The sequence below is a fragment of the Sphingomonas sp. Y38-1Y genome (genome assembly GCF_032391395.1).
GTDB lineage: Bacteria > Pseudomonadota > Alphaproteobacteria > Sphingomonadales > Sphingomonadaceae > Sphingomonas.
This window is the reverse complement of record NZ_CP135916.1, coordinates 694,434-717,861: the sequence shown is the minus strand read 5'-3', so window position 1 is coordinate 717,861 and position 23,428 is coordinate 694,434. Positions and strand designations below refer to the sequence as shown.

Sequence of the window (23,428 nt, the reverse complement as noted above, 5' to 3'; positions counted from 1 at the left end):
AGGGTCGTTTCACGGCTTCAGGCGCGAAGGTCGGGCCAGGACAGCTCGTAGCGGGCGAGATACTTCCGGAGGCGATCCGCATCGTTCGTCGATGTCCGTACGGCGCGCGAAGCGGAGAACAGCGTTCGTCCCGCCTCCGACAAGGATCGGCTCTCGCGGCACGTCGCGACGACATGTGCCAGCTGCACGCGATCGAAAGGATCGAGCTTTTCGATGGCTTCGGGCGGCAGCACCGACGCAAGCCCGTCATCGGCGCGGTCATGGGTCGCCCACAGCTTCTTGAGCCGCGCGACTTCCGCATCGACCGTGGGCACGTCGATGCGCCCCGTCGGACTGAAGGTGGCCATCCGCGTCACGCTTGCCGCCAAATCGCGGAAGTTGCCCGACCATCGCGCCTCGGGCCTGATCGCAAAGGCGAGATACCGCTGCCGCGCCTCCTTGTTGAAGGTAACGCGGTCCCCTTCTCGCTCGACGAAGCGGTCGAGTTCATAGTCGAGGTTGGGCTCGATATCCTCGCGCCGCTCGGCAAGGCCGGGCAGCGTGAAGGTCCAGAGGTTGAGGCGCGCGTAGAGGTCCTCGCGGAACGTGCCCGCGGCGATCGCTTCGCCCAGATCGCGGTTGGTGCCGGCGATCAGCTGAAAGTCGCTGACGACCTCCTTGTCGGCGCCGACGGGGAGGAAGCGCTTGTCCTCGATCGCGCGCAGGATCATCGCCTGCTCGTCGAGCCCGAGCTCCCCGATCTCGTCCAGGAACAGCGTGCCGGTATCGGCGCTCCGCAACAGGCCGGGGCGATCATGCGTCGCCCCGGTAAACGCGCCCCGCTTGTGCCCGAACAGCGCCGACATCGCGCCATCGCCCTTCAGGGTCGCGCAATTGACCTCGACGAACGGCCCTTTGACCTGATGCTTTAGCCGCTTCAGCTCGTAGATGCGCCGCGCCAGCTGGCTCTTACCCGCGCCGGTCGGACCCATCAGCAACACGGGCGCCCGGCTTCGCACCGCGACCTGCTCGATCTCGTCAATCATGCGATTGAAGGCGGCGTTGCGAGTGTCGATGCCAGACTTAAGGAACGAGGTCGCCGCAACGCTCTCGGCGGCAAAGCGCGTCGCGATGCTGTCATAGCGCGACAGGTCGAGATCGATCGTGTTCCAGATTCCGGCCGCGTCGGCCGTTCCCCGCCGGGGCTGGGTCTGGAGCAGGCGGCCCGGCAGGAAATGCGCTTCTGTGAGCAGGAACAGGCAGATTTGCGCGACATGCGTGCCGGTGGTGATGTGGATCAGATAGTCTTCTGTGTCAGGATCGAAGTGATAGCCGCGCGCGAAGTCGAGGAGCTTGCCATAGACCTCCTCGAAATCCCACGGATCGTCGAAGTCGATGAGCTGAGGCTCGACAGTGGTCTCGGGCGAAACCGCGGCGATGTCCTCGGTCACATATTCGGCCAGCCGGCGGTGCGCCGAACCGTGGATCAGCACGAAGCGATCGACGCGCAGATCCTCATGCATGGTCAGCCCGACCGACGGCCGCCACTTGTTCCACCGCGATGGCCCGAACTTGGCCGCATCGAGCGTCGAACCCAGGAACCCGATCACCACCAGCTGCTTCATCACGATACTGTGGGATAAACAACGATGCTTGTCGATAGTGTCTGAAGCAGAAGCCTGCCAAGCCCTGCTACCGTCAGTGCCACTTAATCCATTGTTTTGCCGATCTTTTAGCTTGACGAGTTCAACAGGGATCAGAGTTGGCATGCCGAATGCAAAGCTCCAGCTGCCGGGTGAGATCGAACAGCCCGGCATCCGCGGTGAAGCGGGGCGGTCGGAATGGGCCGGCCGCCCCCAAGCCGGAACGAGGAAGCGTTTCGATGACCGAAGCTTACGAATACCAGCCCGTCGAGGGCGGCGTGCCCATCAAGATGTGGACTCGGGGCGTGCCTGTCGAGGACGGCGCCCGCGCGCAGCTGACCCGCGCGGCACAGATGCCGTTCGTCTTCAAGCATGTCGCGGTGATGCCCGACGTTCATGTCGGCATCGGCGCGACGGTGGGCTCGGTCATCCCGACCAAGGGCGCGATCATTCCTGCCGCGGTCGGCGTCGATATCGGCTGTGGCATGATGGCGGCGCGCACCTCGCTGATGGCAAGCGATCTCCCCGACAACCTCGAAGCGATCCGCTCGGCGATCGAGCAGGCTGTGCCGCATGGGCGGAGCGTTGGCCGCGGTCAGCGTGACCATGGCTCCTGGGGGTCGCCGCCCGCCGCGATCGTCGAGGCGTGGGCAGCGCTCGCGCAGCGCTTCGATCGGTTGTGCGACAAGCATCCGCGTCTGAAGAACACGAACAACCTCGTTCACCTGGGCACGCTTGGCACCGGCAATCACTTCATCGAGCTCTGCCTCGACGAGGCGCAGCGGGTGTGGGTCATGCTGCACTCGGGATCACGCGGCGTCGGCAATGCGATCGGCAGCTTCTTCATCGAGCTGGCGAAGCAGGACATGCGCAAATGGCACATCAACCTGCCCGATCAGGATCTCGCCTACTTCCCCGAAGGTACCGCTCATTTTGACGACTATGTCGAGGCGGTCGGCTGGGCACAGGACTATGCCGCGATCAACCGGCGCATGATGATGACCAACGTCATTCGTGCGCTCCGCGGGCAGATCGCCAAGCCGTTCGAAGCGGAGTTGGAAGCCGTGAACTGCCACCACAACTACGTGCAGCGGGAGAACCATTTCGGGCAGAACGTGCTGGTCACGCGCAAGGGCGCGGTCCGTGCCGCCAAGGGCGTGATGGGCATCATCCCGGGATCGATGGGCGCCAAGTCGTTCATCGTCCGCGGCCTGGGCAACCCGGAGTCGTTTGACAGCTGCAGCCACGGCGCGGGGCGCGTGATGTCGCGCACCGCGGCAAAGAAGCTGGTGACGCTCGACGAGCATATTGCCGACACGGCAGGGGTCGAGTGCCGCAAGGACGAGGGCGTGATCGACGAAACGCCCAAGGCCTACAAGCCGATTGAGGCGGTGATGGCGGCGCAGGCCGATCTGGTCGAAATCGTCCACACGCTGAAGCAGATCGTCTGCGTGAAGGGGTAATCAAACCGTGATCGTCATCGACGGATCGGAGGGCGAAGGCGGGGGGCAGGTCGTGCGCAACGCGTGCGCGCTGTCCCTCGTCACCGGCGCGCCCTTTCGCATCACCAACATCCGCGGCGGCCGCGAGAAGCCCGGCCTGATGCGCCAGCACGTCACCGCGATTGAGGCAGCGTGCCGTATCGGCGGCGCGGCGTGCGAAGGGCTCACGGTGGGATCGTCGGAGATGGCCTTCACGCCGGGGAAAGTGGTGCCGGGCGAGTATAAGTTCGCGGTCGGCACCGCGGGCAGCACGGGCTTGGTCCTCCAGACCGTGCTCATGCCGCTGTGCCTTGCGGACGCCCCTTCCCGCCTGGTGCTCGAGGGCGGCACGCACAACATGCTCGCGCCGCCATTCGATTTCATCGAGCGGTCGTTTCTGCCGATCATCAACCGGATGGGGCCGAGCGTCACCGCACGGATCGTGCGCCACGGCTTCTATCCGCGTGGTGGCGGACGCATCGAGGTTGAGATCAACCCGGCGCCGCTCAGGCGGATCGACTGCTTGGCCCGCGGCGCGTTGGCGACACGCTCCGCGACCATGCTGTTCGCCGCGCTTCCGCCCGACATTGCCAATCGGGCGATCGGAACGGCGCGCAAGGCGCTGCCCGACTGGCCCGAGGACGCGTTCGCCGTGCGCGAGCTTCCCGTCGACCAAGGGCCGGGCACGATCCTGATGCTCGAAGCCGAGTATGGGCATGTGACCGAGATCGTCAGCGGCTTCGGCAAGCTCGGCGTGTCGGCAGAGCGGCTGGCGCATACCGCCGCGCACCGGATGCGCGGCTATGAGGCGTCGGACGCGTTTGCCGGTCCCTACCTCGCCGATCAGTTGCTGTTGCCGATGGCCCTGGCGGGTGGCGGAAGCTTCACGACGGTGAAGCCGAGCCAGCATAGCCGAACCGCGGCCGACATCATCGCGCGGTTCCTCGACCGGCGAACCGTCTTCGAGCAGCAGGCGTCGGGTCTGCACTTGGTCAGGATCGACTGATCAGTAGCGGACGGCGTTGAAGGTCAGTCGGCCACTCTATCGATTGAGATGGGGTGGCCGACTGAGCGAGGCGTCTCGGGATGTCACGCAGCGTTGGAGGAAGGCAGCAGCAATCGAGCTTGCTCCGCCCATGAGAGAACAACTGGCGCGCCGCTCGTCAGCCGTTTGCCCGTCACGCCCGCACGTTGTTTTCCGCACAGAATGGCTTCGACAACCTGCGGGGAGAGGAACGCCAGCCGCACCACCCGCGTCACATAGGAGCCGGTAACATTCTCCCGCCGCGCAAGTTCAGTGATGTCGATCATGCCCTGCCGCAGTTCCTCCCACCAGCGGCGCGCGAGCATGACGAGCCGGATCAACGACGGATCTGGCTCCGCACCGGGCAAGCAACCATCGTCTTCGACTAGCTGCAATGCGCGGCCAGTGCGGGTCAATCTGACCGGCACATTGAGCGAGAGGCTGTCTGGCTGACCTGGCCTCGTGCGGATCGACAAGGCGGCAGCGATCGCGTGAGGGCAGCAGATCACCTGCACGCCATCACTTTTCACCCTCACCTGCTGCAGCACCGCAAGCGCATCAGGCTGTCGTCTGCGTTGCCTGGCGGCGAGCTCGGCGCAGCGCTTCTGAAAGTCCGCATAAGCCTCCGGCGGTACATCGAGCCAGGCACTGCCCACGAGCTCTATGGGATCATCGAACAAGGTCGCAACCCGTTCGGCAATCAGCGCTTCGAGATTGCCCGCTGGGACGCGCATGCCGTCGTCGCTGTGCTTGTGATGGAGCTTCTCACTGACATAATAGCGGTAGCGCACGGTCTTGCCGGCAGCATTGGTCTTTGTGGCATGCGCGGCAATGAGCGGATCGCCCGCCGGATCGAAGATTTTACCGGCGAGGAGATTAGGGCTCGCTTTGCGGGTCCGCGGCCGCCCCTGCCGATGGTCGGCAAGCAGCGCCTGTACTCGGTCAAATGTTTCATCATCGACGATGGCGAGGTGATTACCAGGATAGACCTTGCCGCGATGGGAGATGCGACCGGTATAAACCACGCGGCGAAGCATGAGGTACAGCATGCCGCGCGTGAACAACGTGCCGCCCAGCCGCTTCCCGCTGCCCGTGACGCGTTCAGGCGCAACGATGCCGTCGGCTTTCATCTCGGCCTCAAGGCGGCGAACGCTGCCGAGCGCGAGATACCGTTCGAACACATGCCGTACGATCGCCGCGTGCTCGTCGATGATAGCCAAGCTGCGACCGTCCGGTCGATAACCAAGCGGCGAGACGCCGCCCATCCACATGCCTTTCGCCTTCGAAGCAGCGAGCTTGTCGCGGATGCGCTCCGCGGTGATCTCGCGTTCAAACTGCGCGAACGAAAGGAGCATGTTTAGCGTCAGCCGCCCCATGCTGTTCGTGGTGTTGAGCGCTTGTGTAATGCTGGCGAAGCTCGCGCCCGATTTCTCGAAAGCCTCCACGATCTTGGCGAAATCGAACAGTGAGCGGCTTAGACGATCGACTTTGTACACGAGGATGACGTCGATGTGGCCAGCAGCAACGTCGGCGAGCAGGCGCTTGAGCCCGGGCCTCTCGAGCGTTCCTCCTGAGAAGCCGCCATCGTCATAGCGCTCCGCCAATTCGATCCAGCCTTGTGAGGCTTGGCTGCGAATATAGGCGCTGCAAGCTTCCCGCTGCGCGTCTAGGCTGTTGAAGTCCTGCTCGAGCCCCTCGTCGCTGGATTTGCGCGTATAGATGGCGCATCTGATCTTTCCCTCGATCATGCCGCCACCTTCTTCTTAAGGCCGAAAAAGGCAGGGCCTGACCAGCGAGTGCCGGTGATTTCCCGCGCGACTTCACTTAGCGAATTCCATTCGCGTCCGTCCCAGCGGATGACATTCTCATCCACGGTGACGACGTAAATCCGTCCGCGCCACTCACGTGTAAGTCGCTGAGGTTGGGAGGGTTCAGAGCGCAGCGGGGTCTGGGCCAATTGATCGATCCCGCGTGATCTTTTGCTGCTCACGGCATCGGCGGCCTGGGCCTGAAGCTCCCACGCAATTGCCAGCCGCAACAGCGCCGGGCTGACCTGCGGCACTGCGCTTGCCGCCACTTCAATCCAGCGTACTCGCAATGCCGGTAGTGCCATGTCCTGCAGCTTGGCGAGCTGCGCCTCCAGCGCGATCATGCTGCGACGATCCAGTAGCGGCTCACGCCCGTGCCCCGCTTCTCCCTGTCGAGCACATGTCCCTTTTTTCGCAGTCCGGTGAGCGCCGCGCGGGTAGTATGCGGCAACCATCCAGTTGCCTTCGTCAGGTCGTCGAGCGTGGCGCCGCCCTCGCGCGACAAGAGCGCGATTACCTGCGCGACTTTGGTCAGGCGGTGAGTGTCGGCGGGCAAAGTATCGGGTATCGCTTCTGCCTCTGCAGCACCGATCACTGCACGTCCCGCGGGAGTAAGGGAGACGCGGCAATCAGGATCGCCTTGCGAGCTTGAGATCGCTTCGAGGCCTTCGTCCTCTAGCCAGCCAAGTCTAATCATAGACTTGATCGAACGCTTGCTTGTAGGTGGGTGGATGATGTCCTCGGGCAGCGGAAATAAGCTGCCGTTCTCGCGGCTCGCCGCATGGTTGAGCAGTAGGGACTGCATGGGGGTGACTTTCGGCATGGTGGCTCCATCGTTGCGACGGCTTCGCGCCGTCCCACCAGCCAAAGCCCCGTCGATCACGTCGATCGGGGCGAGTCCGCCTATCCGCCGATATGTGGCGGCGAGTCAGTGCATCCTGTTGCTCTGTTGGAGCGGGATGTCGAGCGTTACTCGTGTGGCGCTGCCTCACGTGCGCCACTGTGGATCCTCCGCCCGAGCTGAGTTGAACCTATCGTTATCGCCCCACCTATTCTGACCGATTGCCCGGGAAAGAAGCGAGTCCTCGCGATGCCCAGTAGGTCGATCTATTCTCTTCGGCGGACGTCTCGTATAGGCGCAGTGTGCAGGTGCAGCAAAGCACGCAAGCGGGGGCTAGACGGTATGAAGATCGCGGTGTTCGGGCTGGGGTATGTCGGACTGTCGAACGCGGTGCTGCTCGCCCAGCATAACGAGGTCGCCGCGGTCGACATTACGCCCGAGCGGGTCGAGATGCTCAACGCGCGCAAGTCGCCGATCATCGATGCCGAGCTGGAAGACTTTCTCGCCAGCCGCGAGCTGAACCTGACCGCGACGCTCGACCCGGAGGCAGCGCTGGCTGGCGCCGACTACGTCATCGTCGCCACGCCCACCAACTATGATGTCGAGACCAACAAGTTCGACACCTCCTCGGTCGAGGCGGTGATCCAGACCGCGATCGATGCGGGGTCTGAGGCGACGATCGTCATCAAGTCCACCATCCCGGTCGGCTTCGTCGAGGACGTCCGCGAGCGGCTGGGCACCACCCAGGTGATCTTCAGCCCCGAATTCCTGCGCGAGGGCCGCGCGCTCTACGACAATCTCAACCCCTCGCGGATCATCGTCGGCGAGCAATCCGAACGCGCGCGCATCTTCGCCGACCTGCTGCTGCAGGGTGCCGAGAAGAAGGACGTCGAGATCCTCTTCACCGACACGAGCGAAGCCGAGGCGATCAAGCTGTTCGCCAACACCTACCTCGCGATGCGCGTCGCCTTCTTCAACGAACTCGACAGCTATGCGATCGCGCGCGGGCTCAACTCGCGGCAGATCATCGACGGCGTCGGGCTCGATCCGCGGATCGGGCGACACTACAACAATCCCAGCTTCGGCTATGGCGGCTATTGCCTGCCCAAGGACACCAAGCAGCTCCTCGCCAACTATTCGGAGGTGCCACAGAACCTGATCCGCGCGATCGTCGACGCCAACCGCACGCGCAAGGACTTCCTCGCCGACCGCATCCTTGATCGCAAACCTGCCAAGGTCGGCGTGTTCCGGCTGGTGATGAAGGCGGGCTCGGACAATTTTCGTCAATCCTCGATCCAGGGCATCATGAAGCGGATCAAGGCCAAGGGCATCGAGGTCGTGATCTATGAGCCGGCGATGCAGCAGGACGAGTTCTTCGGATCGCGCGTGGTCCGCGACTTCGACGTCTTTAAGGCGGAGGTCGACGTCATCATCGCCAACCGGCTGACCGACGAGATCGGCGACGTGCCCGACAAGGTGTTCACCCGCGACCTATTCGGCTCGGATTAAAGCCCCCGCGCTAACAATTCTTTCAATCTGAGGCAGCTCGACATAGTCCGCCGATGGCCGAACCGTGTAGATCTTAAGGCGTGGTCACCCCGGGGTGCGAGGTGACCACCAGACCGGTCTTCGCTAGTCGCCGAAATGACAATCTGGGGGGTTGGCTGATCCGCTTACAAGCGCATCCTCCACGCCAATTAGTGGTCCACAATTGACTTCGCTCGGCTTAGCGAACAATTGCGATACACCCGTCAGAAGCGCGGCTTGGCGAGCCGGTCCCGATCGCACTTTCATACAGTCAATTGGGAACCAGCTCATTTAGCACAACGATAAGTCGTTCAGACGCACTTAGCCGGCATTGTAACCGCGATACCATTCGACGAAGCGGGGTACACCCTCGGCCAGCGAGGTCGTCGGCGCGAAGCCCAGGTCGCCGGCGATCGCGTCGATGTCGGCATAGGTGGCGGGCACGTCGCCCGGCTGCATGTCGCGATAGTCGCGGATTGCCGGACGCCCGCACGCCGCCTCGATCAGGTCGATCATCGTGCCGAGCTGCTCGGGCCGGTTGTTGCCGATGTTGTAGATCCGATGCGGTGCCTTGCTTCCGCCGGGCTTGAGCGCGCTATCGTCGGGCGGTGGGTTGTCGAGCGCGGCGATCACGCCGGCGATGATGTCGTCGATATAGGTGAAGTCGCGCTGCATTCTGCCGTGATTGAAGACCGGGATCGGGCGCCCCTCCAGGATCGCCTTGGTAAAGATCCACATCGCCATGTCGGGCCGGCCCCAGGGACCGTAAACGGTGAAGAAGCGCAGTCCCGTCTGCGAGATGCGGTAGAGATGGGCGTAGGTCTCGCTCATCAGCTCGTCCGCCTTCTTGGTCGCGGCATAGAGCGAGACGGGATGGTCGACGCGGTCCTGGACGCTGAACGGCTGCTTTTCGTTGGCGCCGTAAACTGACGAGGACGAAGCATAGACGAGATGGCGCACCCGCCGCTCGCGCGCGAGCTCGAGCAGGTTGACGTGCCCGACCAGGTTGGAGCGGACATAGGCACGCGGGTTCTCGAGCGAGTAGCGGACGCCCGCCTGCGCGCCAAGATGCGCGATGCGGTCGATCTCAATTCCTTTAAGAGCCGCCGCCAACGCCGCGTCGTCGGCGAAGTCGAGCCGGTGGAAGGTAAAGGCAGCACCATGCCGCGCGTCCAGCCGATCGAGGCGCGCCTGCTTGAGCGCAGGATCGTAATACGCGTTGAGATCGTCGATCCCGACCACCCGCTCACCGCGAGCGAGCAGGGCTTCGGCTAAGTGATAGCCGATAAAACCCGCCATCCCCGTTATTAGAACCGTCATTTCGCCCCCCGGATAAAGTAACAGTAGCGCGTCGGCGCTCTGCCACAAGACTCGCTGAGAGCAATCCGCAAAATCCAAGCCGCGATGTTGGCACCGAGGCCATCTCCCCTCGATCACGCTTGATCCTCGCAGCCGACAGCGCCGCCGTCGACCAATCAGACGCTTGCCGTCTGACTGTACTAAGGCGTCAACTTGGGCTGGAGGTGCTCAGCTCGGCTATGAACGCGCCCCCCAAACCTCTGCCGCTTGCGATCACACGTGATCGAAACCTAATCAGCGGCTGAGACCAGGGCTGACGCTGATCACCGCGCTCAGCCGATTGACGCAGAAACAGGCACCCACCAACGTTTTGCTGAATCGCCGTTGGCAAACGTCGAACGCTCTGGAGCACCAAGCCTTGCGCCTTGTCTCAGCTTTGAGATAAGTGGAACGGGGTGACTATTTGAGATCGCGGTATCTAGAACGGCCTACCTCTGACTGTTAAACGCCGCCCACCATCTTGGATTTCGTGCTTCATGGTTTGAGCAACTCGAGAAACGGCGGCCGAGATCAATCTTTCGCGCGCCATCATGAAGAGAGCGGACGCTACGGGCGACGCTATATTGGTAAGATGAGTTAGAAGGGAGTCAGGGACCTCAGTTGAACAAGAACCGGCGCACCTTCGCCCATTGCTATAGAATCACTTTGGGTGCAGTGGAGCCTTAGGTTCCTGACAAATTTTATAGCGCGATAATTGATCACCTTATTACCTGCTAAAGAAGCACAATTAGTCAGCTGGGAAGATGAATACGTTTTGGCTGATGCATAGATTTAAACGCGCCACCTTCGGAGCCACGATGAGTAAAGTTCTCGATCGAATAGTCGTGGGTGGTCTGCCGACTGTCCGGGTTTCGCGTGCCGACTTCGCGGATTTAATGGTAGCGGATTGCGAAAAGGCTAGGCTAAACCGCAAGGATTGGGAACCGAAGCTTGTTTTCTCGTCCAATGGGCAGGGCCTGGCATTGGCCGGACGCGATCCCACGTATCACAATCTCATGATGCAAGCGTCGTGGATACACGCTGACGGGCAATCGGTAGTTCTCGCGAGCAAAATGACTCGTGCTCCCCTTCCTGAGCGGATCGCGACCACCGACTTTTTCCATGACGCGGCTAAAGCTGCTCTTCGTAATGGACTCTCATTCTACGTGCTTGGAGCTTCCGAAAGACAGAACGCGCGAGCAGTTGAACGCATGCTTGAACTTTATCCTGGGCTGAAAATTGCCGGACGACGCAATGGATACTTCAGTCGAGATGAAGAGGTTGAGGTATGCCGCGACATTCGCGAAAGTGGCGCTGATGTATTATGGGTAGGGCTAGGGAAGCCACTTCAGGAGTTATGGTGCGTTCGAAATCGGGCTAACCTTCGAGGTGTAGGTTGGATCAAGACTTGCGGAGGTCTATATAGCTTTCTCTCAGGGGATTCTCCTCGAGCCCCGGACTGGATGCAGAACCTTTGCCTAGAGTGGTTGTTCCGCTCTGTTAAAGAGCCGAGACGCTTGGGATGGCGATACTTAACTACGAACCCTTATTCGTTTTACAGGCTTCTTCGCCATACAAAAATGAGGCCAATTTAGCCCTTAAACTCATAAGCCCGGAGCCACAGCCGCATTGACGCGAGCTGGACCATGGCGAGGAAATTGGCGGCGAGCTTGTCATAGCGGGCGGCGACGCGGCGGAAGTACTTAAGCTTTGAGAAGAACCGTTCGATCAGGTTACGCTCGCTGTACAGCCTCTTGCTAAAGCACGAGCGCGAGCCGTAACGCTCGGGCGGGTCGCACCACCGCGCACCGGATCGCAGCATCCAGAAGGCTCCGTTCAGCACGCGGCGATCATCGACGCGAGGCGAACCCTGCGGCTTGTTGGACAGCAGCGACTTGATCACGCGCCACTCAAAGTCGGTCGGGTCGTATCGGCTCATGCCGATGCTGAATTAGGCTTGGCCGATCGGGTAGGGCCTCGGTCGAACGCCGCACTCGAAGAGTGAAGGGAAGCATGATCAGCCGCGGCGGCGCACAGATGCGTAGCGGTCTAACGATCGCGGCCAGGGATTCATGTTCCGAACAGCCGCTCGAGAACAGTCATGCCACTCGGAGGATTATAACTCCGCAACCGGTGCTCACAGTCATTGGCAACGACACAAACACAATCGACCAGAACGCGAGCAGATGTCAATGCCATCCCCTGAGATCAAGAGACCGGACCAAGTGCCTCCCTCAATCTCTCAAGCGCCGCTGAGCCCGACAACAGTCAGTTCACACCCTGGTCTTTCCTCTGGACAGGCGCACGACCGCCAGGAGGTTCAAGGCTTCACCGATGAGTGGACCAATAATGGTAAGCGCCGGCGAGCTCCTGAAGGTCAAAGCGAAAAGGGTGACTGTCGCCAGCGTAATTCCAGCGCAGACTGCGTTGATTTTTGCGAGTTCTATACTTGAACCACTTAGATTCAAAGTTGCAGAATGCGGCTCCCGAAGCGATCGCAGAAGTACTAAGAAGGACATAAGGAATATTGAAAGCCTAATCTCGTCAAAGTTATATGATGGATCGGTGACCAGAGCGTCAAGGTATATCGACACAAGTATAGCCACTACAGCATTTGCTAACCAGCACACAGAGAGTATTAGGAACAGTTCTTTGATTATAGCTCTAGCGCTCAGGCCCGCGCTTAAGCTCCCACGATCTCGAATTACTCGGGCAATCCTAGGGGACTCGAACTGCATGACTCCGGTCAGAATGACGCCGAGCGGACGATAAACGAGTGTCGCCAAGGCGATCGGAGCGAACGACGCTGGCGATGAAAACAGAGCCGTGACATAAGCGTGAGAACTGGACGAAACTTGACCGCAGAACGAGGAGGCTAATGGACCGGCCCCTGACCGCTTAAAAAGTTCAATGTATGTCCCTTTTACTTGTTCGTTCCAGGAAAAGCCGTGACCCAGAGCCACCGTTACCGGAACGGCTGAAATTAGCGCTGCGAAGACTTGTGCAAACAAAAATGTAGCAACCTGGTGCTGTCCCAGTGAATATGCAGCAAGCGAGCAGCAAATATGGGTAATCCCATATGCTAGGTCGGAGTTTCTCGCCGACCTACGATGCAAACCAACCAGGCAAATCGCACGATACGCATAACGCGCCCATGTGATTAACGCCAATATGCTAGACAGTAGAAGCACCGTTCCGCTTGCGCCCGCTGCGAAAATAGGAACGGCAATCAACGTTGCACCGACTAGTGACACCATCAAGCCGACCGGCATAAAGACGGTCGCGACGCCTGCAAAATCACCGCCCTCTGCAATTCTTGAAGCGGCAGGTACCGTTATAAGCCCGTTTGAAAGAGCCATGCCGGTAGCTATCGCTACCTGGACAAAGGCGAATATTCCAAATTCTGTCGGTGAACACGTTTTTTGCACCAATAAGGAAGCGACAAATCCCGCGGAAGAGAAGACTATGGGTCCACTAAGGTAGGACACGCGCTCAAAGACTTTCCTCAAGGATCTGTCCTCGCTACGGTCAATGGAAAAGCCCAAAGGCCAACAATCATCTGATTATTAGACGCGCAGGGTTGCCGACCGCGATCGCTCCCGAAGGTACGTTCTTCACAACAACACAGCCTGCGCCGATTTTAACATCGTTGCCGACCTCAACAGGCCCAACAACAATTGAATTTGACCCGAACTCCACGCGATCGCCAATGATCGGCGCTCCTGGGAATCCGTCGCCCTTTATTCCGAGGGTAACGCCGTTTCTAAGGACCACATCCGAACCGATCTTTGTTTTTCGGTTAACAACCAAACCGTGTATGTGCACGATCTTCGCCCTTGGCCCCAGACTTAGCGTTAATGGAAAATCGCAGCCAAAGCCGAATTGGCTTACAATCTTGTACCCTGCAATGATCGGAGTACCTAGGACTTTCAGAGGTTTGTTGCCATCATGAAACCACTTAGCGAGGCGGTACAACGCCAGGAATATTCTACCTTTGAAATTGCCTGAATTTGCATGCCAGTCTTGAAAGACAAAGGCCGTTATTGTTTTATTTTTTTTTACCATCTGATATTCCCTCGTTACCTCCAAGATCTCGCCGCGAGTCTGGAGGGAACACCCAATTAGCCGCGCGGCACCAACCTTGGACACCGTTTGCACACCAAGTTTTCACCGGAGATCTACACGTAAAGATGCGAGATGCCTCTTTGTGCGTCTAGGATATTAGCCGCCGCTGACAATGTTCTTGGGCGCTAGCTTCTCGTCGGAGTACACAACACGAGAATCGGATATGGTGGAGTTCTTTCTCACTCTACCCAAATAGTCGACAATATCTAGGTCTATTCTGTTACCGCCTGTTTCGATAAAGATGGGAATGATAGATTTGGGCTTCGGCATGGAGGATGCACTTCCCCACCTAGATACGTTGATCAGGATTTCTATCTTGTTTCTAATAGCGTGGTTATGGAGGTGAACTCCTACAGGACCATTGGCGAGACTTGAGGGTTCGGAGGCATCTACACAGCCGGGACTGTCAATCTCCAAGACGGCTCGATTTCCTTCGCCGCTTGCATCCCAACCCAGTCGCATCTGCGTCCAACCCTCGCGATAACGGCTCCAGACATGCCAAGTACCCAAGAAGTTATTTGAGCCTGGAGATGCTCCCCCAACAGCAAATCCGAACACCACACCATACTGAAAGCAATGATCCGAGCCATCGACAGAAAACCCGACAGCGTCTTTCGACACGTTTTGGGCCGCCATAATCGATATATAGCTACAAAATAGCTCGTGCGTACTGCCTGAGACGGCGCCTTCAACACCCTTTCTGATCTGCACTCCAAAACCGGTACAGTTCCTTACAAATATTTTATCGATCGTTACATATGATGCCCAAGGAAAGCATAATCCGCCGATCGGGCGCCCTTCGCTACTCATCTGTCCATCAACATCAATATCGAGGAGATCAATGGTTAGATCGCGATACTGCTGGTTCTCAGGTGATGAAACAACGGTTTCGCCTATAAAGTTAGAAAGAGCCTTAAACTGCCCCCCACGCGCTTCGAGACTGACCCCGGCTGGCAGAATAAATGGACGTCGCGCTCCAACGATTGCACCTGCGAGCGAAACTCTACGGGCACCCGTTGTCTCCGCGAAGCGGCACAACGCCGCCCACGCGTCGGCGTCATCGTGGTACCCAGTACCGACGCCCCCAAAATGGTAGATGGTTGGAAGTTCCTCAGCGATCCGGAATACACTACCGTCCTTTGCGACGATGACGGCCTCAGGAATTTGTTTGACAATTTCGGGAGCAATTGCATGGTCTCTGACGTAGCGTGCCGAGCCGCGTCCAACCTCGCCGTATCCGAGGGTCTCGATTAGTGAGACTGATCGTGAGACGTCGAGAAGAGCCGACTTGCTTTTCAGCGCAATAACCAGTTTCTCAGCGGGTGTGCCTTTTAAGGGCTCCCTCTCTAGCGGCCGTCTTGCCGACAACGCGGCCGCTGGAAGGATCAACAGCGCACCCATTGAGAACAGGTTACGAAAGGCTGCCCTGCGCTTACTAGTGAATTTAGCCAAGTTCAAATCCCGACTTGTCATTCAAGCCTCTGCAACAGCCTTGATGCTTGAAACATGGTAAACAGATACAGGCAGTTTACGAAGTTTGTTGACCGCCCAAAGAAGGTCTCGGAGATATTTAAGATGTAAATTATCACTGGTGCTCCCAGGATTACGATCCTAGAGATATCGCTTCGAACACCAATGCCGCCAATCTTAAATAGCCGAGAGCTATAGGCAAAGGTCATAATTGCAAAAAGGACGAATCCGACAAGTCCAAGTTCTGTCAGAATCGCAATATATCCGCTGTGGAAGTTCGGAATAAACCAGCCATATTGAAGCTTAAATGAATTGTTAACAGCCTCTATATTCCAGAATCCGTTTGTTCCGAAACCAAAGAGTGGGCGGTCCAACCAATGCAGCAATGCATGATGCCAGATGAGCGTTCTTTGGGTAAGATCTATTCGTTGTGAGCCAACCTGATAAGCGTCATCGCCGCTGACAGCGAGAATTGCGATTAGGACAGCCGCTACGACAAGCGTGAGAATGGGAACAAGGGCGAATAGGTGCCGCGCCGTCCTGGACTTGCTACCGATATAAATCATGATCGTAGATACTATGACTACAAGCGCCGCGCCCCGGCTTTCAGACATGAAACATGTAACGGCACCAACCGTTGCAATAAAGGTAAGCCACACAATACCGAGGATACTTGGCTTGCTATCCCTATCCATAACGAGGCATATTGAACTAAATAGCGCCAGAGCTCCACTAATGCCCAAAGCCTGCTTGCTATTGAAAACACCTTCCCATGCACCTGTATGATAGAACGATGCTGATGTTCCAATTTCAGGCCGGAGAATAGCGACCGGCCAAGAGGCGAGGCAGATTAAAAGAGTACTAATTCGGATTGAACGGATGAAAAGGCGCGCATCTAATGCCATGGTAGTTAAGTACACCATCACGGCGACGACAATTAGGATTGCACCCTTCTGAACACCATCGACTGTGCTAGTGGCCCAAATGCCACTCAGCGCCGCATAGATGAAGAATGCAATAATGGACAGCGGAAGACGATAAAGCTTATCGCCTTTTGCGACTATCAAGCTCAGCAATCCCGCAAATGACCAAAACCCAATGGTCAAGTATTGCTGAACCTCAGCCAGACTTATACCCGGAAAGGCAAACAGTTGATCGTTAAATGGCCCGATGGATACAAGGCATGCGGCAGCCACCGAAAAGGCGATCCATCCTGTTAGGATTCGATCGTACGAGATAACACCTTTTGATGGCACCAAATACACCCTTTCAACCGCGTCACTGTTCTAAATGTCTCGACAACGTACTTAGGGCTTTGCCTAAAACCCAACGGCTCATACGATAAGATTGACCAACGCGCCTTTGCATGCTCAATTGGGATGCCAAGCCCGTCGGGATTTTATACCCATTTGGGCGGTTGGTGGCCAGAGCCGAACTTGGCTGGAAGGGCGCCGCCGTCCAGTGAGCGATTGCACGGTCGGCGATCGGCGGCTTCAACGAGGCGCGCCCTGCTCCAGCACCGCTAGCAACAAATTTCGCGCCCCCAATCGCCAAGTGCTGTGCTTTACCGACCCCCTTGTAGTTTATGCTCCGCTTCGAGCACTTTGCCGAACATTTCAGTCATGAACTTTTGGCTCATGACGTCGGAAGTAAATGTCCGAGCCTGATCCATACCGTTTGCGATATATCGTTCTCTCGTGTCAGATTTTTGAAGCTTGAGGACCGCTGCTGCCCATGAGCTCGGATCAACAATCGGGAGGGCAACGACCGCCGATCCGCCGACCTCAACCAGAGCCGGATGGCTTGAGCATACAACGGGAATGCCGACAGCCATTGCTTCGACCATCGCCAAACCAAAGGCTTCGTATTTTGACGGGAAGAGGAAGATATCCGCCCCGATCAGAAAGTTCGCCACGTCATTGGAATTTAAACCTCCTACTAAGTTAATTCTGTTGGCCAATTTTAGTCTATTGATAAGTGCTTGGATATTGTCTTTAAGCTCGCCTTCGCCAACGATGCTTAGTTTGTAGTGGCTCGGGAGATAGCTCATCATTTCCACAATGAACTTATGGTTTTTTTGATCCGATAGTCTACCGCAACTAACCAGATGCACATCTCCATCCGAAACGCCAAATCTTTCCCGCGACTCGTTCTTAGTCATAGACGGATTCATAACTCTTATGCCGTTGTTTATTACTTTAAGCCGCTCCAGATACATCCTTGGATAAGATTGAAGATTATCCGCTATCGTTCTGGAAGCTGCTATGTTCGATGTATAAATCCCAAGCGTTCCGCAGACCTTGTCGAGCGGAACAGCGGCGAATTTAGATTTGTGCGGAGGATTAGTCTGCGTAGCTATGCGAGTTGGAACCCCTGCGATAAAGCCGAGAAATGTGGCGATTGGCGAAGAATAATGAGCAAAACCCACGACACAATCGTACCTTCCTGATCGTATCATGCGAAAAAGCTTTATTAATGCGACTAGCACGTTAAAGGGGTTTTTCGGCTTGCCCTCTATCAGACATTTCAGATTGTTTATGCGATCTGATATTTCGCGCTTCTTGTAGAGGAAGACGACATCGACAGTTCCGCCTCTTTGCGTAATGTACTTCTGGATTTCTAGCGCGCGGACCTGAACTCCGCCGTATTCCATTTGCGTACAGAGAATGAGAGCTCGGCCGTTCATAGAAGCTTTCCGTCCAAAAGGGGGCCGTTGTTATTTTGCTATCGCTTAGACGATGGTTCGGCAGGCCTCGTCCGACAACACTTGCCAAGATCATTAAGGCTATCCCGTTATAACAGATGTCGGAACTGCTGTCAGTATTGCTTAGGTTCATCTGTTTCTAGGAGCGCCAACCGAAGCGTGGGAGGCGCTCGAGCGACGGACAAGCGAGCCTACAGGAGGCCTCTTTAAGGTGCTTTCAGTCTGACGCGAACCTGTCCCTGCGCGATGCAGTCTCGTCTTCGAGAGCAGTGGCTAGCCTAAAGGCGCCCGCGTTCTGCGAGAGCCGCTGAGCGGCGTTCCTTGTAGATCTGGCAGTCGACAAGATGACGTTCGAGGCTGAATTGGTAGTTTATGTTGGCGTGCACGCTGGCGAACTTCTGCAGCGTCTTCATCTCGTGAGAGCTCAGCAGAGCTCACTCACATCGTCGAAAGGAAAGGTGTCTATCCTCCACCCACGTGCTGTCAGGGCAGTTACACGGCTGAGCCGTGAGCGACTTTTAATCCCGGGAGCCTGCTCATCAGCAGGCACACTTCGCTAATTGGAGATTGTTTGGTTTCGGTTGCGGCGATGACACCCACAAGACAGTTTGAGGGAATAAAGTAGAATAGCACTGGCGAACGTATGATTCGGGCAGGTACAATGCGGCTAACAGTTGCCCGACGACGCATGAATGAAGGGACGGCTTGGAGCAGTGGCAGAACGAATGCGAGTGCCTGGTTATGAGTCAACTCGCTTCTGAACGCCGGCTTGCCCACGCGCCATCACGAGTGAGTTAGGTATCGAAGGCGATCCTCGTGAGATAAATTTGATTTGTGGTCGTCGTGCATCGCGATCCGGGCTGGCAACCATCAGCGTAGTGTGCTCGCGCCGTCACGTTCTGTTGGGCTCCTCGGTAAAAAGACCGGCAAGGTTAACCCGCCGTCATTTTATCGACGCGCTGAAGCGAAAATGGGTCCGATCGTCGACGCAACTTGCTGGTCAAGTTGCACAAGCGTGATCTTGGCACTCGGTCGCGCAGGCTTGCCCTGATGCAATCCAAACAAGGGATCTTTGGCCCGCATGCAGTCACGAGCAGCTCGCGAAAACGACTTGCCTGCGGCGCCGTCGCGAGCAATGTGGTCCGGCTCCCGCGACACTCGGGAGCGGGGCGTGGAAACCCCTTCTTGCCAGCTCGGTCACAGCTTTGCTGAGGCCGGGTGGCATGCGCGCATGTCCAGCCGGCAACGGTAAAGGCGCATGCGCCTGCCGCAAGACAGGTTTCCAACATCCGGCTTCAGGCCGTCGCCCCGAGAGGACATAGGAGCGACGACGAAGCCGATCGGCGGCAGCGCGCTCCCTTATAGGAGCGTCGAATGCTGTCGCAGGTCCAAATCATCCGATCGCTAGGCGAGGCGCTCGCGTGGTTCGAAAAGGAACTCGCCTGGGGGGTCCAGCCGGCACAACTCGGGCATCTGACTGGCCGCATCGGCGAGCTCTACGCCGCGATGATTACGCGGGGCCAGATGGCCTTGTCGACCAACCAACATGGCTATGATGTCGTCAGCGCCGAGAACGAACGGATCTCCGTCAAGACGGTGACGACCTCGAACCAGGTCTCCTTTCGCAAGAGCACGCATCAGCATGTCGATCGGGTGATCGTCCTGCGCCTCAATGTGGAAGAAAATGAAGCGTCGATCGAAGAGCTGCTTGACTGCCCTGTTCCGCCCTGCCGACCCACGTGATCGAAGGTCCTGCCGAGTACGTATATCGCCTCCGCGGGCGCCTCAGGATAGCTGTCCCGCTCGATCAGCTCGCGATCGCCGCAGAGGCGACGGTCGGCGCCAAGCGCATCGTACAATTCGAGAGCGGCACGATTGCGATCGAAGAGCATGGGCAATCGATCGCTCCGGTGTTGCCCGTGTTCAAGGAGATAGCCGCCGATCTCGGCGTGTCGCTGCTCAACTCGGCTGGCGGCGCGCGCAACACCAGGCAGCTCGGCGCCGAGATCATCGCCGTCGCGAAATCGAGAGAGGCATAGGGCGGTAGGGTGATCACCGGATCTCGGTAAAGACCGCGGCGACCTCCACGCATGTCGACGGAGCCATCGCCCATCGCTTGAATGTCGATGACAGCGAGGCCTCGACAGATAAGCGGTATCGCGAGCCGCCTTGCCGAGTAAGTGGTGCTTCGAACTAGTAATACACCAGGTAAATGGCGAATACTTTTTGCGATTAGCTGAGTTGACTGTAGCCATCATCAGCGTTACTCTTCACCTGCAATTCAATTCAAGCCTATCGCGCCTGCTGCTCGGTTTGCTTGGGTCCCACGTCATTCTCAAATGAGACACGTGGTTTTGGACTTAGTCCGGAACCGCGTGCTTCGGCGCGTACCGTTCCGGTCGTTTGATCGAAAGGTATTGCAATGACTAAGAATGAGATCTTGTATCGGAACTTGTCCGAGCTGCGCCCGCGCGCAGGCAATCCCCGGACGCACTCCCGAAAGCAAATCGAGCAGATCAAGAAGTCGCTTCAGCGGTTCGGTTTCACGAACCCCGCGCTGATCGACGAGGAGGATCGGATCATCGCTGGCCATGGCCGCATCGAAGCGGCGCGTGAACTTGGCCTTTCTGAAGTGCCGACCATCCTTCTGGGCGGGATGAGCGAAGCAGATGTTCGCGCCTATGTAATTGCGGACAACCGGCTGGCTGAGAAGAGCGGATGGGACAAGAATCTGCTTGCGATTGAGCTGCGCTATCTGTCCGATCTTGAGGAGGACTATGATCTCACCCTGACCGGTTTCGACCTGGCCGAGGTGGACGGACTGTTGGACGTGGCCGAGATCGGGAAAGAGCTGTCACCCGATGATCAACTGCCCAAAGCGGCAGCGATGCCAGTTACGCGACCGGGCGACATCTGGAACATCGGCAACCATCGCCTGGTCTGTGGCGACGCGCTCATGCCTGAGACCTATTTTTCTTTGCTGGGGGACGAGAAGGCGGCGATGATTTTTGCCGATCCGCCCTACAATGTGCGGATCAACGGGCATGTTTCAGGAAGTGGTAGGCACCGCGAGTTCCCGATGGCTTCCGGTGAAATGAGTGACTTCGAGTTCAAGAGCTTTCTGGTAAAGGTATTTTCGCTACTCGTTCGTCACTCCCGTGACGGGTCGATGCACTATCAATGCATGGATTGGAGTCACACGGAGCACATTCTTGAAGCGGGCTCGAACGCTTACAGCGAGCTGAAGAACATTTGCGTCTGGGTTAAGGCCAACGGCGGCATGGGGTCGCTCTATCGTTCGGGACACGAGTTCATCTTCGTGTTCAAGGCCGGGAAGGCGCCTCATTGCAACAACATCGAACTGGGCAAGAACGGCCGCTTTCGTACGAACGTGTGGACGTATGCCGGGGCGAACAGCTTCGGTCGGACGCGCAATAGCGACCTGGCCATGCACCCTACGGTTAAGCCGGTGGCCATGGTTTCAGACGCCATTCTCGATTGTTCGAGAAGAGGGGAGATCGTCCTTGATCCCTTTGCGGGATCAGGGACGACGCTCGTTGCCGCACAGACGACCAAGCGGCGCGGGTACGGTATCGAGTTGGACCCCATCTATTGTGATACGATCGTCCAGCGAATGCAGGCGCGATTTCGCATTACGGCCACGCTCGCAGGGGACGGCAGGTCCTTCGACGAGGTAGCCGGTGCTCGTGCTGCTCAGATTGAGGAGCAGGCAGCATGAGCGATCGTAATGATGATGAGGCTCGGCCTCAGCGCGGCAAGGATGGTCGGTTTATGCCGGGATCGTCTGGCAATCGTCGTGGCCGCCCCGCCAAACGGCGCCGCCTGATGGTTCCCAGCCAGATCCTCCGCGACATCACCGAGATTGCTGACCAGGAAATCACCGTCGATGGCCCGTCGGGTCCGAGAACGATCACCAAGGGAGAACTTCTGCTCGAGCGGATCTTCGCTTTGGCGGCGAAGGGCAATCCTACAGCCATCAACTTCTGGATGAAGTGGTGGCCTCTGGCGCTTGAAGAACGCATGCGACGTCATCCCGAACTCGGCAACGCAGAGATGTTCCGAATGCTGCACGAAAGCCCGACGGGGACGGCTGATCCGGCATTTCGCACTGCCGTGGACGTCTGGGTGAAGCGTATTAAGCGCCTGTGATCCAACGCTACTGATCGTTATCGAAAGGCCCCCCAAGCGGGGGCCTTTTTGTCTGCGGGTTCCGGCTGATGTCGGATCGACTTGTCGGATGTCAGTGACGTGACCCCCGTCTTTCATCCAGCGGCAACCAGAGACCGACCGGTGTTGTCGCGCATGAGCGCAGGTGAAGCAACGGGCGGGGTTAACCCCGCCTGTTGCCTTTCAAGTTCGGCGGCGAACGCCGCCGGGGTGGTGTAGCCGAGCGAGGAGCGTGAGCGCTCGGTGTTATAGTCGTCGACCCAGCGCGCCAGGATCGAGCGGGCCTGACCGATGGTGAAGAACAGCGTCTCGTTGAGCAGCTCGTCGCGCGTGCGACCATTGAAGCTCTCGACGAACCCGTTCTGCGTCGGCCCTTCGACAAGCTCAGGAGCGCCCTGCCCGGCGCGATGTAATGCCACGCGATGCCGGTATTGCCGGACCAGGCGAGCACCGCGTTCGAGGTCCGTTCGGTCCCATTGTCGCTGACGATCATCTTCGGCTTGCCACGCTCGGCGATCAGATCAGTCAACTCGCGCACGACCCGCCGGCCCGAGATCGACGTGTCCACCACCGCCCGGAGGCATTCGCGCGTCACGTCGTCGACGATGTTGAGCACGCAGAACCGCCGGCCGGTGACGAGCTGGTCGTGCACGAAGTCCAGGCTCCAGCGCTGGTTCGGGAGCGCCAGCATCGGCGCGGGTGCCCGGCTGCCTGTAGCACGCCTTCGTCCTTTACGGCGACGCACCGTCAGGCCCTCCGCGCGGTAGAGCCGCTGGGTCTTCATGCGGTTGATCGTGATACCGTCCCGGCGAAGCAGGATGTGCAGCCGCCGATAGCCGAACCGCCGGCGCTGCTGCGCCAGCTCGCATAGCCGCGACCGCAAGTCTCCATCATCCGCCCGGCAAGAGCGATACCGCATGCTCGTGCGGCCCGGCCCGACGACCATGCACGCCCGCCGCTCGCTCATCCCCAGCGTCGCCTGGAGATGCGCGACCGCTTGCCGCTTCGCGGCGGGCGTCACCACTTTTTTGACAGCAGATCCTTCAGAACCGCGTTGTCCAGCATCGTGTCCGCCAGCAGCCGCTTCAGCCGGGCGTTCTCCTCCTCGAGCGCCCGCAACCGCTTCGCGTCGGACACCTCCAGGCCGCCGAACTTGGCCTTCCAAGCATAGTAGGTGGCGCTCGACACCCCGTGCTTACGGCACAGCTCCGTCACCACCGCACCCGCCTCGGCTTTCTTCAAGATGCCGATGATCTGCTCTTCCGTGAACTGCTTCCGCTTCATCTGTCCGTCCCATCGA

18 protein-coding genes and 3 pseudogenes are annotated in these 23,428 nt (G+C 58.4%); 8 read left to right on the top strand and 13 right to left on the bottom strand.

Features of this window, described 5'->3' with window-relative positions; genetic code table 11:
- Window positions 1–17: 17 nt before the first annotated feature.
- On the bottom strand, window positions 18–1,604 hold the full coding sequence (gene rtcR, locus RS883_RS03210) for an RNA repair transcriptional activator RtcR (RefSeq protein ID WP_315762617.1): 1,587 nt from the start codon (window positions 1,602–1,604) through the stop codon (window positions 18–20).
- A 257-nt stretch (window positions 1,605–1,861) separates the two neighbouring features.
- On the opposite strand from rtcR, the gene RS883_RS03205 reads away from it, so the two are divergent.
- The gene (locus RS883_RS03205) at window positions 1,862–3,085 is read left to right on the top strand and encodes an RtcB family protein (RefSeq protein WP_315762615.1); all 1,224 of its coding nucleotides are present in this window, start codon (window positions 1,862–1,864) and stop codon (window positions 3,083–3,085) included.
- A gap of 7 nt (window positions 3,086–3,092) precedes the next feature.
- Window positions 3,093–4,109, top strand: a complete 1,017-nt coding sequence (gene rtcA / locus RS883_RS03200) for an RNA 3'-terminal phosphate cyclase (RefSeq protein WP_315762613.1) — start codon at window positions 3,093–3,095, stop codon at window positions 4,107–4,109.
- 83 nt (window positions 4,110–4,192) lie between these two features.
- Here the strand turns inward: rtcA and RS883_RS03195 are convergent, their stop codons facing one another.
- Genes RS883_RS03195 through RS883_RS03185 form a run of 3 tightly spaced genes read right to left on the bottom strand, consistent with a single transcriptional unit; the run spans window position 4,193 to window position 6,758 of the window.
- A complete protein-coding gene (locus RS883_RS03195; RefSeq protein ID WP_315762611.1) occupies window positions 4,193–5,875 on the bottom strand; it encodes a recombinase family protein in 1,683 nt (560 codons plus the stop codon).
- The gene (locus tag RS883_RS03190) at window positions 5,872–6,279 is read right to left on the bottom strand and encodes a DUF2924 domain-containing protein (protein ID WP_315762609.1); all 408 of its coding nucleotides are present in this window, start codon (window positions 6,277–6,279) and stop codon (window positions 5,872–5,874) included. Before RS883_RS03190 ends, RS883_RS03195 begins: the two co-directional genes overlap by 4 nt.
- The gene (locus RS883_RS03185) at window positions 6,276–6,758 is read right to left on the bottom strand and encodes a DUF3489 domain-containing protein (RefSeq protein WP_315762607.1); all 483 of its coding nucleotides are present in this window, start codon (window positions 6,756–6,758) and stop codon (window positions 6,276–6,278) included. The genes RS883_RS03190 and RS883_RS03185 overlap by 4 nt, the downstream gene beginning before the upstream one ends.
- Window positions 6,759–7,118: 360 nt before the next feature.
- Here RS883_RS03185 and RS883_RS03180 point away from each other — a divergent pair, with 360 nt between their 5' ends.
- Window positions 7,119–8,285, top strand: coding sequence for a nucleotide sugar dehydrogenase (locus RS883_RS03180; protein ID WP_315762605.1), 1,167 nt, complete (start codon window positions 7,119–7,121; stop codon window positions 8,283–8,285).
- 339 nt (window positions 8,286–8,624) lie between these two features.
- Here the strand turns inward: RS883_RS03180 and RS883_RS03175 are convergent, their stop codons facing one another.
- On the bottom strand, window positions 8,625–9,623 hold the full coding sequence (locus tag RS883_RS03175; protein ID WP_315762603.1) for an NAD-dependent epimerase/dehydratase family protein: 999 nt from the start codon (window positions 9,621–9,623) through the stop codon (window positions 8,625–8,627).
- Between the two features lie 782 nt (window positions 9,624–10,405).
- Here RS883_RS03175 and RS883_RS17115 point away from each other — a divergent pair.
- Entirely contained in the window at window positions 10,406–11,236 is an 831-nt protein-coding gene (locus RS883_RS17115) for a WecB/TagA/CpsF family glycosyltransferase (RefSeq protein WP_409977382.1), read from the top strand.
- Here the strand turns inward: RS883_RS17115 and RS883_RS03170 are convergent.
- The 7 genes and pseudogenes from RS883_RS03170 to RS883_RS03140 form a co-directional block, all read right to left on the bottom strand.
- Window positions 11,233–11,391, bottom strand: a pseudogene (locus RS883_RS03170) (transposase); the annotation flags it as partial. The gene RS883_RS17115 and the pseudogene RS883_RS03170 sit on opposite strands and share 4 nt — an antisense overlap.
- 57 nt (window positions 11,392–11,448) lie before the next feature.
- Window positions 11,449–11,580 (bottom strand): annotated as a pseudogene (locus RS883_RS03165) (IS5/IS1182 family transposase); the annotation flags it as partial.
- A gap of 334 nt (window positions 11,581–11,914) precedes the next feature.
- Entirely contained in the window at window positions 11,915–13,129 is a 1,215-nt protein-coding gene (locus RS883_RS03160; RefSeq protein WP_315762601.1) for a hypothetical protein, read from the bottom strand.
- Between the two features lie 67 nt (window positions 13,130–13,196).
- On the bottom strand, window positions 13,197–13,706 hold the full coding sequence (locus tag RS883_RS03155; RefSeq protein WP_315762599.1) for a serine O-acetyltransferase: 510 nt from the start codon (window positions 13,704–13,706) through the stop codon (window positions 13,197–13,199).
- A 156-nt stretch (window positions 13,707–13,862) separates the two neighbouring features.
- Complete coding sequence (locus RS883_RS03150) at window positions 13,863–15,218, bottom strand: hypothetical protein (protein WP_315762597.1); 1,356 nt, start codon at window positions 15,216–15,218, stop codon at window positions 13,863–13,865.
- A gap of 17 nt (window positions 15,219–15,235) precedes the next feature.
- Window positions 15,236–16,432: an O-antigen ligase family protein gene (locus RS883_RS03145; RefSeq protein WP_315762595.1), complete on the bottom strand. Its 1,197-nt coding sequence runs from the start codon at window positions 16,430–16,432 to the stop codon at window positions 15,236–15,238.
- A 368-nt stretch (window positions 16,433–16,800) separates the two neighbouring features.
- Window positions 16,801–17,889 carry a glycosyltransferase gene (locus RS883_RS03140; protein WP_315762593.1) on the bottom strand — a complete coding sequence of 363 codons (1,089 nt, stop codon included), beginning with the start codon at window positions 17,887–17,889 and terminating at the stop codon, window positions 16,801–16,803.
- Between the two features lie 1,425 nt (window positions 17,890–19,314).
- Between RS883_RS03140 and RS883_RS03135 the strand changes: the two genes are divergently transcribed.
- The 4 genes from RS883_RS03135 to RS883_RS03120 all read left to right on the top strand — a co-directional run bounded on the left by RS883_RS03135 (window position 19,315) and on the right by RS883_RS03120 (window position 22,110).
- Window positions 19,315–19,683, top strand: a complete 369-nt coding sequence (locus RS883_RS03135; protein ID WP_315762592.1) for a DUF6998 domain-containing protein — start codon at window positions 19,315–19,317, stop codon at window positions 19,681–19,683.
- Window positions 19,680–19,979 (top strand): hypothetical protein, encoded by a 300-nt coding sequence (locus RS883_RS03130; protein WP_315762590.1) that lies wholly within the window; start codon window positions 19,680–19,682, stop codon window positions 19,977–19,979. The genes RS883_RS03135 and RS883_RS03130 overlap by 4 nt, the downstream gene beginning before the upstream one ends.
- A 413-nt stretch (window positions 19,980–20,392) precedes the next feature.
- Entirely contained in the window at window positions 20,393–21,679 is a 1,287-nt protein-coding gene (locus tag RS883_RS03125) for a DNA methyltransferase (protein ID WP_315762588.1), read from the top strand.
- Complete coding sequence (locus RS883_RS03120; RefSeq protein WP_315762586.1) at window positions 21,676–22,110, top strand: DUF5681 domain-containing protein; 435 nt, start codon at window positions 21,676–21,678, stop codon at window positions 22,108–22,110. The genes RS883_RS03125 and RS883_RS03120 overlap by 4 nt, the downstream gene beginning before the upstream one ends.
- Before the next feature lie 113 nt (window positions 22,111–22,223).
- On the opposite strand, the pseudogene RS883_RS03115 reads toward RS883_RS03120, so the two are convergent.
- Window positions 22,224–23,412 (bottom strand): annotated as a pseudogene (locus RS883_RS03115) (IS3 family transposase).
- Window positions 23,413–23,428: the final 16 nt, after the last annotated feature.

What these genes read in the sequence shown, in the direction of transcription:
- rtcR (WP_315762617.1), bottom strand. Translation starts at nt 1,604, where the DNA reads ATGAAGCAGCTGGTGGTGATCGGGTTCCTGGGTTCGACGCTCGATGCG.
- RS883_RS03205 (WP_315762615.1), top strand. Translation starts at nt 1,862, where the DNA reads ATGACCGAAGCTTACGAATACCAGCCCGTCGAGGGCGGCGTGCCCATC.
- RS883_RS03195 (WP_315762611.1), bottom strand. Translation starts at nt 5,875, where the DNA reads ATGATCGAGGGAAAGATCAGATGCGCCATCTATACGCGCAAATCCAGC.
- RS883_RS03190 (WP_315762609.1), bottom strand. Translation starts at nt 6,279, where the DNA reads ATGATCGCGCTGGAGGCGCAGCTCGCCAAGCTGCAGGACATGGCACTA.
- RS883_RS03185 (WP_315762607.1), bottom strand. Translation starts at nt 6,758, where the DNA reads ATGCCGAAAGTCACCCCCATGCAGTCCCTACTGCTCAACCATGCGGCG.
- RS883_RS03180 (WP_315762605.1), top strand. Translation starts at nt 7,119, where the DNA reads ATGAAGATCGCGGTGTTCGGGCTGGGGTATGTCGGACTGTCGAACGCG.
- RS883_RS03175 (WP_315762603.1), bottom strand. Translation starts at nt 9,623, where the DNA reads ATGACGGTTCTAATAACGGGGATGGCGGGTTTTATCGGCTATCACTTA.
- RS883_RS17115 (WP_409977382.1), top strand. Translation starts at nt 10,406, where the DNA reads ATGAATACGTTTTGGCTGATGCATAGATTTAAACGCGCCACCTTCGGA.
- RS883_RS03155 (WP_315762599.1), bottom strand. Translation starts at nt 13,706, where the DNA reads ATGGTAAAAAAAAATAAAACAATAACGGCCTTTGTCTTTCAAGACTGG.
- RS883_RS03140 (WP_315762593.1), bottom strand. Translation starts at nt 17,889, where the DNA reads ATGGAATACGGCGGAGTTCAGGTCCGCGCGCTAGAAATCCAGAAGTAC.
- RS883_RS03135 (WP_315762592.1), top strand. Translation starts at nt 19,315, where the DNA reads ATGCTGTCGCAGGTCCAAATCATCCGATCGCTAGGCGAGGCGCTCGCG.
- RS883_RS03120 (WP_315762586.1), top strand. Translation starts at nt 21,676, where the DNA reads ATGAGCGATCGTAATGATGATGAGGCTCGGCCTCAGCGCGGCAAGGAT.